General features: G+C 46.8%; 13 protein-coding genes and 1 pseudogene. 9 read left to right on the forward strand and 5 right to left on the reverse strand.

The genetic code is table 11. The annotated features are described in order from the left end of the window. Positions 1–222 precede the first annotated feature (222 nt). Positions 223–444, forward strand: a complete 222-nt coding sequence (locus ACTJKB_RS26845; RefSeq protein ID WP_440837392.1) for a DUF6199 family natural product biosynthesis protein — start codon at positions 223–225, stop codon at positions 442–444. Positions 445–461: 17 nt separating this feature from the next. After that, a complete protein-coding gene (locus ACTJKB_RS26850) occupies positions 462–1,307 on the forward strand; it encodes a hypothetical protein (protein WP_440837393.1) in 846 nt (281 codons plus the stop codon). An 8-nt stretch (positions 1,308–1,315) separates the two neighbouring features. Here ACTJKB_RS26850 and ACTJKB_RS26855 read toward each other — a convergent pair whose 3' ends face one another. Continuing rightward, positions 1,316–1,513 carry a hypothetical protein gene (locus ACTJKB_RS26855; protein ID WP_440837394.1) on the reverse strand — a complete coding sequence of 66 codons (198 nt, stop codon included), beginning with the start codon at positions 1,511–1,513 and terminating at the stop codon, positions 1,316–1,318. 324 nt (positions 1,514–1,837) lie between these two features. On the opposite strand from ACTJKB_RS26855, the gene ACTJKB_RS26860 reads away from it, so the two are divergent. Together ACTJKB_RS26860 and ACTJKB_RS26865 are read left to right on the forward strand one after the other, a co-directional pair. Next, positions 1,838–2,857, forward strand: coding sequence for an ABC transporter substrate-binding protein (locus ACTJKB_RS26860; protein WP_440837395.1), 1,020 nt, complete (start codon positions 1,838–1,840; stop codon positions 2,855–2,857). A 112-nt stretch (positions 2,858–2,969) separates the two neighbouring features. Next, complete coding sequence (locus tag ACTJKB_RS26865; protein WP_440837396.1) at positions 2,970–4,571, forward strand: helix-turn-helix domain-containing protein; 1,602 nt, start codon at positions 2,970–2,972, stop codon at positions 4,569–4,571. Between the two features lie 73 nt (positions 4,572–4,644). Here the strand turns inward: ACTJKB_RS26865 and ACTJKB_RS26870 are convergent, their stop codons facing one another. Both ACTJKB_RS26870 and ACTJKB_RS26875 read right to left on the reverse strand, forming a co-directional pair. After that, positions 4,645–4,767, reverse strand: a complete 123-nt coding sequence (locus ACTJKB_RS26870) for a hypothetical protein (protein ID WP_440837397.1) — start codon at positions 4,765–4,767, stop codon at positions 4,645–4,647. Between the two features lie 17 nt (positions 4,768–4,784). Continuing rightward, entirely contained in the window at positions 4,785–4,970 is a 186-nt protein-coding gene (locus tag ACTJKB_RS26875) for a hypothetical protein (protein ID WP_440837398.1), read from the reverse strand. A gap of 213 nt (positions 4,971–5,183) precedes the next feature. Here ACTJKB_RS26875 and ACTJKB_RS26880 point away from each other — a divergent pair, with 213 nt between their 5' ends. Next, positions 5,184–5,297 carry a YjcZ family sporulation protein gene (locus tag ACTJKB_RS26880; protein WP_208619445.1) on the forward strand — a complete coding sequence of 38 codons (114 nt, stop codon included), beginning with the start codon at positions 5,184–5,186 and terminating at the stop codon, positions 5,295–5,297. Between the two features lie 70 nt (positions 5,298–5,367). On the opposite strand, the gene ACTJKB_RS26885 is transcribed toward ACTJKB_RS26880, so the two are convergent. After that, positions 5,368–5,799 carry a hypothetical protein gene (locus ACTJKB_RS26885; RefSeq protein WP_440837399.1) on the reverse strand — a complete coding sequence of 144 codons (432 nt, stop codon included), beginning with the start codon at positions 5,797–5,799 and terminating at the stop codon, positions 5,368–5,370. A 394-nt stretch (positions 5,800–6,193) separates the two neighbouring features. Between ACTJKB_RS26885 and ACTJKB_RS26890 the strand changes: the two genes are divergently transcribed. Then, positions 6,194–6,865 (forward strand): stalk domain-containing protein, encoded by a 672-nt coding sequence (locus tag ACTJKB_RS26890; protein WP_440837400.1) that lies wholly within the window; start codon positions 6,194–6,196, stop codon positions 6,863–6,865. A gap of 88 nt (positions 6,866–6,953) precedes the next feature. Here the strand turns inward: ACTJKB_RS26890 and ACTJKB_RS26895 are convergent, their stop codons facing one another. Then, positions 6,954–8,306 carry an MATE family efflux transporter gene (locus ACTJKB_RS26895; RefSeq protein WP_440837401.1) on the reverse strand — a complete coding sequence of 451 codons (1,353 nt, stop codon included), beginning with the start codon at positions 8,304–8,306 and terminating at the stop codon, positions 6,954–6,956. 356 nt (positions 8,307–8,662) lie between these two features. Here ACTJKB_RS26895 and ACTJKB_RS26900 point away from each other — a divergent pair, with 356 nt between their 5' ends. The 3 genes and pseudogenes from ACTJKB_RS26900 to ACTJKB_RS26910 all read left to right on the forward strand — a co-directional run. Beyond that, positions 8,663–9,925 carry a DNA polymerase IV gene (locus tag ACTJKB_RS26900; protein WP_440837402.1) on the forward strand — a complete coding sequence of 421 codons (1,263 nt, stop codon included), beginning with the start codon at positions 8,663–8,665 and terminating at the stop codon, positions 9,923–9,925. Next, a complete protein-coding gene (locus tag ACTJKB_RS26905) occupies positions 9,922–10,392 on the forward strand; it encodes a hypothetical protein (protein WP_440837403.1) in 471 nt (156 codons plus the stop codon). The genes ACTJKB_RS26900 and ACTJKB_RS26905 overlap by 4 nt, the downstream gene beginning before the upstream one ends. A 592-nt stretch (positions 10,393–10,984) precedes the next feature. Then, positions 10,985–11,434, forward strand: a pseudogene (locus ACTJKB_RS26910) (transposase); the annotation flags it as partial.

Consider the following 11,434-nt stretch of genomic DNA (forward strand, 5'->3'; position numbering starts at 1 on the left):
GCAGAAATCAATCACCTGGATCAAGAAATTAATAAGAGGCAGAGAGGACCCTGGTCGCGGACGGGAATGAAACGCCGATTTCTTATTTACATATTGTTCCATTTGGGCTATAGTGAGATTACACCGGATGGAAGCTTGGACCCTGCCTGAAGAGGCGGGGGTATTTATGCGGAACATGGCCTTTTCTTAGTGGCTGATGGGATGAATAGGAGGAGTGGTTCAATGCCAAACGCTATTTCATGGGTATTCACAGCATTTCTTGCAGTCTGGACGGCGGCGGCAGCCTATGCTGCAATCCGGCCCTACTCCTTTTGGCGGATTACGCAGGGCTGGAAAGCAGTGAAGGAGCCGCCTAGAGCCTACTTTGTAGTTTCTGCTATAGGTGCATCCATTTTTGCAGCTGTCGGACTCGGACTTTTACTGTTGCCATATATTCTAAAATAAAAAAAGAGGTAGTTCTCGTGAGAAGAATGATGACTGTAGCTTGTGTAATTGCTGGGATCAGCGGATGGTTTGCTGTGAGTTCCCAGGCAAATGCTTATCATGGAAAAATAACTGCGATTAAAATGAAAAATCCTTTCAGCGCTTGGCAAGGCGTAGGTGCAGATGAAAAAAGGATTTATATCACTTCGGACCGGGATAGAGACTTTGCTCTTTCCAATACAATTTCAGTGTATGGAGTGGCGGGGAAATACATAACGGAAAAGAAAAATGCTTATACAGGCAAAGACGGAAAGAAACGCTTCATGTCCTTTGGAGATTGTTTGGTTTCAGATAAATTTCTGTACGCTACTGTTTATAACTTCAATGCCTCTCCGCCGGAAGAGGAGCGGATTAGTCGAATTGTGAAGTATAGACTTTCAGATCTGAAGCAAATTGAGCAATATAATATCGGTCAGGGTACAGCAGAATCCATAGCTAAGTATAAAGGATCATTTTGGGTGGTCTATCATGATAGAAATGAAATAAGAAGATTTGACAGGGATTTTCGCCAACAGGCAGTATACCCTTTATCAGGGAAATTTGGTGGTGAGGGCGGTTACCAGGGAATCTTTTTTATAAAAGATAATCTCTATGCCAATCTCCATGGATCGAATGAATATGGCAAGGAATATGCTCAAGGCATGGATCATTACAGGTTCGATGGTCATGAATTCAAATTTGTGAACAGAATTAAGCCGCCAACCTATGGTTCGGGTCAAGGTGTGGAGAGAGTGGGGGATTCAATCTTCTGGGCAGACCGGCCGGGTAATCAAATTATCCTTACACAAGGAATCGATTTACTTCGGACAGAGAATGACAGTTGAGCAGCAGACTAGAATTTCTCGGGCTTTTCAATTTTTATGGAAGCGACTTCGCCACATTGTTTGCAAAAGGTGAAAATCACTGGAGAGCCCAATGAAAAAGGTTTGCCGATCGGTCTTACGTTGGCATCACTGCTTTTCATTACTCCCTTCGTGAAATGGCTGCCTCCACATGTCGGGCAAATCCTGTTTTCTTGCTGCAAAATCATCGCCTCCGTTAATAAATATCTTCATCATTACGTTAAAAGGAAGCCGGGGTTTCATACACTCTCTTAATAATTATCCGTTATAGTAGAAGCAACACCTGTTGTATGCACTTGGCCTTGCCGGTTATCGGCAGGGCCTTTTTTTAAAAAATAAGCGTATAGGGTTCATGCCATAAACTATCCTTATATTTTTTCACTGGTTCATATGTTTGTATAAGATTTTTGCAGAGAAAGTGCATTGCAAGCTGGGGAAGACATGCTACTATTGGGATTGAGATTATTGAGAATGATAATCAATCACAGCAGAGCGCGGGAGTGAATAATTCAATGGTAAAATGGGGTAGAAAACTTATATGGACAGCCGTACTTATTCTGGCATTGACTGCAATTGCGGCGTGCGGAACCAATAATAATGCTGCAGGTACCAGCACTGTTCAAGCTACAAATCTGGCGGATGGAGCCACAGCAAATAGCACGCCAGCCGATACAGGTGGCAGCACGCCAGCTGAAGCCGGGACACGGACCGTTGCCGGTGAGTTCGGAGATGTTGAAATTCCCGTCAACCCTCAGCGGGTAGCAGGGATCTATCTGGAGGATTACCTGACAGCGCTTGGTGTTACTCCGGTGGTTCAATGGTATCATCCGAGCTGGGGCAAGCAGGATTACTTGAATCTGGATGTGCCTGAATTCGATATCTCCGGTAGCATAGAGGCATTGCTGGAAAAAAATCCGGATCTGATTATCGTCGACGGCGGCGCAGATGCGGCCAAATTTGAACAATATTCCAAGATCGCCCCCACCTACCGTCTGCCGGAGCGGGTGTTGCAGGACTCCAGACAAGTGCTGACAGCCATTGCAGATGCACTGGGCATTCCGGAGAAGGCAGAAGCCGTGCTTAAGGAGTACGATCAGAAGGTGGCGGATGGAAAAGCCAGGCTGCAGCAGGCGCTTGGACAAGAGAAGGTGGCAGTTATCCGGCTGAATGTCGCGGACAAAACCTTCGCTTTATTCGGTGTCAAAAACCGGTTCACCGGTGTTATTTATGATCAATTCGGACTCACACCAGTCCCGATGGCTGCGGAGATGACAGATTATCAGGCTCTAATATCGGAAGAGGTTATTCCTGAGCTTGAAGCGGATCACATTATTGTCTTTCCTGACAATGGGGGATGGGATACAGCGGAGAATCAAGAGGCGCTTCAAATCCTCGATGGCCCGCTGTGGAAGAACCTGCCTGCCGTGAAGAACGGAAATATTTATAAAATGGAACGTTCTCATTGGCAATCCGGTGCCATTACGGCTAATTCGATGAAGCTAGATGATCTGCTGGAGGCTATGGTGAAATAAATAGAAGCCAGGCGCGATGAAGCACAAAGAAGGTCTATCAGCATAGTTGATAGGCTTTCTTTTTTGTTCTACACTAAGATGATGAAAATGATTCTCAATTAGGAGGCGGGGAATGTTGCAAAATCCGAGTGACAGTATTAGCAAAAAACTATTCTACAGCTTAACCAATATAGAATCTGTTACCCTATCCCTCAACGAAAATAGACCCATTGCAGTGTTTCAGGACTACACGCTCATCATTATTTCGCAGGGGCAGGGCTGGGTCGAAGCTGGTGAACGGCGTTTTCGATTAGAAAAAGGAGCGGGGTTCCTGTTCGAAGTTGGCTCAATCAACCGGATTCACGCGGAAGAGAAGGAGCTTTGTTTTTATCGGATTACCTTCGAGATTATTGGGAACGGGAACAGCGGACATAGCAGAAAGGAAAGAATGCCCGAGAACGGCATGCTTCGGCCGGGTCCGGTCAGCTGTAGACCTTACTCACAGTGCGCATTGCTGCTGGAATCGATCTGTCAAAGCCGCAGAAGCCCGGAAGAGATCGAAGGGTTCGCGGGTCATATCCGTTTTCAGGAGCTGCTGCTGCTGATTATGCGCGCGAATGACACAGGGCTGAAGACCTCGGATGATCATGAGGCAGTGCGGCGGTCCATACGTTATATACAGGAGCGTTTTAGTGAAGAGGTCACTATCGACTACCTGGCGGAGATTGCAGGTGTTAGCCGTGCCCGGTATCCCCGGCTTTTTAAAGAGATGACAGGCCAGAGCCCCTTGGAGTATTTGAATGCCTTGCGTATAGAACGGGCGCAGCAGCAGCTGCTTCTGACCAGTGACCGTCTGCATGATATCGCACTAACCGTCGGCTACAGCAATGAGTACTATTTCAACCGGCGCTTTAAAGGTTTGGTGGGGATAACCCCCGGCCAATATAGAAGTCTTCATCAAGAGGGAGTTCGTGTATTCGCTCCTTTTCTGGAGGATTATCTGCTGGCCTTGGGTATTGTTCCGGTGGTTCAGTTATCCCATGCCCAGTGGGGGAAGCAGGAGTACCTGGGGCTCCATCAGGTGCCGACATTCGATATTTCAACCGGAGAATGGCAGGAACTCTCCCGTTATACGCCCGAGCTGATCCTGCTGGATGATGGCTTTCAGCGCTGGCATCTGGATGAGTGCCGCCGGATTGCCCCGCTGCTCCGGCTGCCTTTTCATCAGGAGGACTGGCGGGCAACCCTGCACTCCACAGCCGCTATCTTCGGCAGGACGGATCGTGTGCGTGAGGTTATTGGCAATTACGAGCAGCAGTCGAAGCGGGCCAGGCAGCAGCTAAGCCGCTCCGTGAAGGACAGCAGCGTAGCCTTTTTACGGATCTCCTCCTGCGGAATTACTTTATATGGATGTGGGGAGCTGGGGTATACAGGAGGCGTATTGCATCAAGATCTGGGACTGCAGCCGCATTCGCTCGTCCAGGAGCTCACCCGGGGGCAGAAGCGTGTGAACCTTACCCGTGACGAGCTGTCGCAGCTGACTGCGGATCATTTGTTCATTACCTTTGACCGGCAGGAAGGGGAAGGGCGGGAATTGCTGGATACACCGCTATGGAGCAGACTACCCGCTGTACGCAGCGGATGCGTGTACGAGGTGGATTTTATGGCCTGGATGAATTATGGTGTACTCTCCCATCAGCGGAAGATAGAGGACGTGCTGCGTGTGCTGGCGTGAAGGAATGGGAAAGAAGCAACGTCCGGGTCGCGCCTCATTAACCGATTCCCATCAGGAGATGGTTACGTGGAGCTTAAGGGGCAAACGAGACATTCTGAATTATATAGCGTATGACAAAGAAGGCGATAATCAAAGAAGAAGCCAGACCGAGTAAAAGGGAGACGATCGCCTGATCGGAACGTTTGGATTTGCTCATGGATTTCACCTCAGGGGTTACAGCCGTACGAAACGTTTTATGGTCCAGTAGGGGAGCTTAAGCCGTCCCTCATTCGTTATAATCTCTAAAACGTCGGCAGCCGGATTAATTTCACATTTTCCAGTATACGTTTCTCCGCTAACCAGATGGACACGTTGACACATGCTGGAAACAAGTGCAAGCTGGATGTCCTTTTTTTTCATATCTTTCACTTCCCTTACTGCTATCTCTAAAATACTATTTATTTATTATTTAAACCTCCTTGGCAATTCTTAACAGTCATTAAAGTTACATCTTTGTTATTATTTAATTCCGCTCACCAATCGCTGATGCCACATCTTTTTCCGGTATGCCCAAACGCTTGAGGGGAATCCGCATATCCTAAGCCGTACTCTATTTTAAGGAGGAATTAAATTATGGGTGAAAATGTTGGCGGATACGGCGGCGGATATGGTGCATTTACTTCTACCGGTGCAATCCTGGTTCTGTTTATTTTGCTGGTAATCATCTCGAAGACCATTCTGCTCTAGCATCTACGCTGCATCGACAGACAAAATCCGTCAGCCATAGGCTGGCGGATTTCTTCTTTTCAAGAATTACCTAATCAGAATAAGCACATCCATTGAAACTTTCGGGACCTACTCGGTTAACGTTTATCGAGCTGTTCACAAATAAGGAATAGATGATCTCATCTGCTGGAGCAGGATTGTAGTCAGAGCATATTAAGTAAAGCGGAAATAAATTAGTCGGTGTTGTTGCTCCAGGATTTAATTGAAGTCGGTTTGAAGCCACTAAGGGATCAGTAGCTGCACTCCCTCTAACAGCAAACAGGGTTAACGTGATAAATCCTCCTGAAAACACAAAAAAAGATGCAACACCGTTAAGTTGTACTCTGATTGGACCTTCCGCTCCTGCAGTGGTTAGTCCAATCTGCCCGATTAGCACATTCTGGTTGGCTGTCAATCCCACACCATTCATGCTGCCGGCAATACTTGCATTTTGAGAAGTTCTTGCATCAAGTAACCGTGTCATAGAACATACCTCCCGTACTATTTGAGATATGCTATGCGGCTCGCGAAAGAGGTTCGTCCGCAGTACGGTAATTATCTTTATGGATTAAGGGCATAGCAGCCTTAGGATCACTTACGTCTTTTAGTACCTAATAAACCACCAACAACAATAATTCCTATAACCAAAAGAGCCCAGTAAAAGATAGCCATCTCGATCAGCCCCTTTATAGTACGGTATGCATGGCATCAATCTTCATGCTCTTAAATACAGCTAGTACTGTGATCGTACCATATATTGGGTTTTGATACAGCCTCGAAAAGGGCAGACCCGGAAAATATTGCATACCAGGGGATGATTCATTATACTTCCAATATAGGAAATCAAAATTTGAAATAACGGAGAGGAGTTTGATAAAGTGAAAAAGAAGATAACAGCCGCGCTAACTGTTTTTGCTGTACTTGGAGGGATGGGGACAGGTGTATATGCCGGTGCCAACCTGCAAGAGATCAAGGCTTTCCTCAATCCCGGAATCAAATTCAAGGTCGATGGCCAACCCGTCCAGCTTAAGAATGGCAGTGGTGCAGTCGTAGCTCCGATTACTTATAACAATACAACGTACTTACCTGTTAGAGCCGTATCCGACCTGTTAGGCGTTACCGTTAATTTTAATGCCGCAGCCAACACAATCTTGTTAGGAGAACAAACAGAGGGGGTATCGATTGCTGCCGGATTTGATTCGTCCTATCACACCAAAGATCCGGACAAAACGGTGTATAAAGACAAGGATTATAAAGATGTCCATTTCGATAACGGCAGTGGAACCCGTGGCTCTTCCTTCATGCTCTACCCCAATAAAAAATATCAGAAGCTGTATCTCCAGGTTGCGGCGATCGGCGACGATATTGAAGACTTCTCCATTATAGATAGTGATACCGACACGGTGCTTAAGAAACAGAACATTACCGCTGAGGAGGGACTCATAACGATAGAAGTGAATATTTCCGGAGTAAGTAAACTTTTTGTAACCGGGGATGTTAAAGAGGGCTCCTCCGTCTTTATCCCCCTGACTACTTCATACTACAAATAAATTAGGCAGTCATGATAATAAATTAAATATTAAGTAACCTCTGTACCCTTCCAGAATTGGCGGGGTATTTGGTATGGGCCACAAATACTTATTGAAGGGTTTGGCGCACATGCATATGTTTTCTGAATCTATACAGCAGAAAAGCAGCTCGTATGATAAGGTCTATGGTAATGGACAGCCATACCCCCGCGATCCCCATCCCTAAGTATATACATAATACATACACACCCACGACTCGAATCAGCCACATCCCAATTGTTGTACTATACATTGGACTTTTGGTGTCTCCAGCACCCTGTAGCGCCCCAGCAATTACAAGCCCGATTGCAAGGAATGGCTGGGCGAAGGCGTCTATTCGAAGGGCTGTCGTGACCATATGAATGACGTCTTTATCTTTAGTAAACCAGCTGGCAGCAAGCGGTGAGAAGAAAAAGAGAAGTACACCGACAACCCCCATGAATACTACAGCGATCCATGCAGTGAGCATGCCATACTGGTAGGCATCCTGTTTTCGCTCCGCACCCAGATGCTGCCCTACTAAGGTTGTTGCTGCAATGGCAAGGCCGTATCCAGGCATATAGGAGAAAACTTCGATATTTCCAGCCAGAACATGGGCAGCATACACATCCGTTCCTAGACGGACGATCAGACCAAAGTATAAGACCTGACCAAAGCGCATGATTAACCTTTCCGCTGCAGCAGGACCCGAAAGCTTTAACAGCGGCATTGTATACTCACTGGCAGAGCCTTTCCAGATGGAAAATGAAAGCTTTGATTTGCGAATGTAAAGGTACAAGACTATAGCACCGATGATTCGCACGATTGATGTTGCCCAGGCAGCGCCAGCTATCCCCCCTCCGGCCCAATCAAAAAGTCCAAAAATGAGCACATAATCCAGCACAATATGAATAAGATTAATCCAAATCCCAACCTTCATCGGTGTCTTTGTATTGCCAGCCGCACGAAGAATACTTCCGAATATGGTCATAAGGGCTAGAAAAACAGAAGGTATAGCTACGATTTGGAAATAAACAACTCCTTGTTTTATGACGCTTGGTTCCGCTCCCATTATACGCAACAACGGTTCGGCGAAGAAGAGAGTAGCCAAGCCAAAAATAATACCTGCAATAACAGAAATCCATGTGGATTGCCGAGCGATTGCTTTCGCTTGGTCGACCTGGCCTGCACCAACGCTTCTAGCAATCAATGAGGAAGTTCCAACTCCAATGGCCATAAAAACAGCAATGTAGACCGCTACGATGGCATTGGACACACCCACAGCGGCAACCTCATTCAAACCAAGATTGGAAACAAAAAGAGTGTCTACAAACCCTACAACCGTCTGCAGGAAGTTCTCAATCATAGCAGGTACAGCAAGCGCTAGGATTATTTTTATTTTTTGTTTATTATCGGTATCTTTGATGATAACTGCTTCCGGCATAACAATCCTCCTGTGAATTTGGCTTTCAACTGATTTGATTATATCCCCCCCCGGGGGGTTAATACCAAGGGGATTTACGCTGAACTTAAAAACTCCCATATATCCTGTGATGAATACTTCAGCGTAGGTCCAGCGTATGACCGTTTGCCTGGTGTGAAAGCTCTGCCGGCCTATTATCCCATCAAAGGTTAGGTGATCGCCGGCAATAGGAACGTTTGTTCTATTTTACCATTGCTTAAAAATCTCTAACGTGGTTATAATACAAACAAATGTTCCTGTTTTGGAGGCGGATCTTATGCAGATTCGAAACGGTCAAATGATTGAAATTGTATGGCAGCGGGTAGAGGAGAAGCACTATGCCTAAGAATCGCGTTATTTTACTGTCCGACTGCCAATCCTTTTATGCAAGCGTTGAAAAAGCAGCCCATCCCGAATATCGGGATAAACCTGTTGCAATCGGAGACCCTACCCGTATGAACGGCATTGTGCTGGCCGCCTGCCCCATTGCCAAAGCTCAGGGAGTAACAACGGCATCGCGGGTGGGGGAGGCTATGACAAAATGCCCTGGGCTAATTGTCATACGACCCCGCATGGGAACTTACATTAAGGTCTCGCTTTTGATATCAGAAATCTACCGGACCTATACGGATCTGGTGGAACCCTACAGCATCGATGAGCAGTTTCTGGATATCACAGGCTCACTCGCTTATTTTGGGGGATCACTGAAATATATGATTCAAAAAATCCAGCACCATGTTTTGCTGTCGACAGGTGTCTGGACCCGGGTAGGCATTGGGTCTACGAAAGTTATGGCAAAGATGGCTACAGATAATTATGCCAAAAAGACGAAAGATGGGATATACCAACTTACCTTCGACCAATTAGAGTCCACCCTGTGGAGACTGCCGGTCCAGGATATGTTTATGGTGGCGTCTAGAATGACCAGGAATTTTTGGCGTATGGGTATTTCCACAATCGGAGATATTGCCAGAATGGAGCTGCCCGAGTTTAAACAACGAATGCGAATGACCATGGGCAAGCAAAGTGATATCCAGGCGGAATATTATTGGCAAACTGCGCGTGGGCTAGATCCTAGTCCAGTGGTCACGGGGATCCGCCATCAGATCAAATCCGTGGGGCATGGCAAGGCACTGCGCTGGAATTTATACACCCGGCTTATGGATATTGAGGTTGTGCTGCTTGAGCTCGTTATTGAGGTGTGCCAGCGGGCACGGCGGTATCGTTATATGGGGGCTGTGGTATCTGTTTCCGTTTTGGAGACAGACGGAGAGCGTTCACACTCCTACGAGCGCCAGATGACATTGCCCGAGCCTTCATCGTTGACGCATGAGGTAGCCGCAGCGGCGCTGAAATTGTTCGTGGACCATTGGTCCGGACTGCCTGTAGGGCGCTTAGCCATCACGTTGTCCCACCTTTCGGATGATCGTGTGATCCAGCTTACGCTGTTCGATGACCGGGTCCGCTCTTACAATAAGGAACGGGCCATCGACGGAATTAAAGCCCGGTACGGAAACCAGGCCCTTATTAGAGCATCATCCTTACTTGAATCCGGAGTTGCCCTGGAGAGAGCTGAACAGATTGGAGGGCATTATAAATGAGTAAACTTGAAGGCAACGAACGCTGGAAAACCAAAATGATCATGACGGAGCATGTGGAACAGTACGAGGAGCAGCAGCGGGATCCGGGAGATAAAATGATAACGATCGGAGAGCGGACGATGGTACGCGACCTCATTTTACTCCCTTACATAGATACAATGGTTGGCAAAAGCCTGAAGGAGATCGAGAACTCCGGCAATATCCTCAAACGCGCCTATTTAATGGCCGGTCAAACTATTCAGCGCCGCATCATGCAGGATACCTATCAGTTGCAAAAAGAGCTGAAGCAGCGGAATATCCGGGTACTGGCAGATGAACAGGAGGAGTTCCTGGTGTATTACAAAATCTTTTGCAGGGGATATCAGGAACGCTTTGGCCTGACCCGTGATGTTATGCGCACAGAGATAAGCTTAAGGCTGACCAAGTATACAGCCGAGCTTGGGGCGGTATTAAAAGATTATAAATGAAAGTTAATTGCTATTGAATTGAAAGCTGGGTGAATGCCAAAAAAGCTGTTTACCTATGTATGCAGTAAATTAACGAACAGTAGACGCATACTGCTCACTAGCGAATTCCAAAAGAGCTCGTTTAGAAGGTTCCAATATAAAAACCAACAGCTGTCTTAAACAGAAAAATAAAATCGTAAACTACTGTTGGTTTATTGCTAACGTTCCCCATTAGTTAAGTAAGTAACACTAACTTCTCTAAACGTGTCATTAATGGTATTAGCATGAAAAAAGGGGCTGTCTCAAAAGCCATGAAATGGCTACTTGAGACAGCCCCGCTGTTTTTGAGTTGGATAGACTTGTGCACTTGGTGCGGACGCTCCGCGAACGGACCGTTGCTACAATCGCTGTGCTCTCCAGATTTTATTTATTTCCCGTAGCGGTAAAAATCCGGAGAGCAAGGCGACCGCTACCGCTTTTCCGCAATCAGTCCGTCCTCTCCGCTGTTTAAGCGGGGGAACGTTCCTACAATTCTTTCAAAAATCACAAAAAGAAATCGCCCTTTGGTAAAATGGAAGTGTCGAGCAACCATTTCAAAAAAGGAGCGATTTCTTTGTACATTCAATATACCATGGACCAACTTTGCTTGCCAATGGATCTGGAAGAAGACATTCCAGAACATCACCTCGTTCGTGTCGTTAACGCAGCCGTCAATCGGCTGGACGACTCCATCTTTGACGCTGCCTATCCCGGCGGCGGCCGCGACAGCTATCATCCTAAAATGCTCACCAAAGTCATCATTTACGCCTATACTCAGCGATCTATTCGGCTCGTCAAATCGCCAAAGCCGTGCGAGAGAATATTCCTTTCATGTGGCTGGCCGGACGGCAGCAACCCAACTTTCGCACTCTTAATCGCTTCCGTTCCCAGCGGATGAGAAATGTCCTCGAAACGGTATTTACCGCCGTACTTCAGTTTCTGGCTGCCGAAAAATACGTGTCTCTGGAGCATTATTTTGTGGACGGCACTAAGATCGAGGCGAATGCCAATCGCTACACCTTTG

This window comes from Paenibacillus sp. 22594 (assembly GCF_052044425.1).
In the GTDB taxonomy this organism is placed as follows: domain Bacteria; phylum Bacillota; class Bacilli; order Paenibacillales; family Paenibacillaceae; genus Paenibacillus_AQ.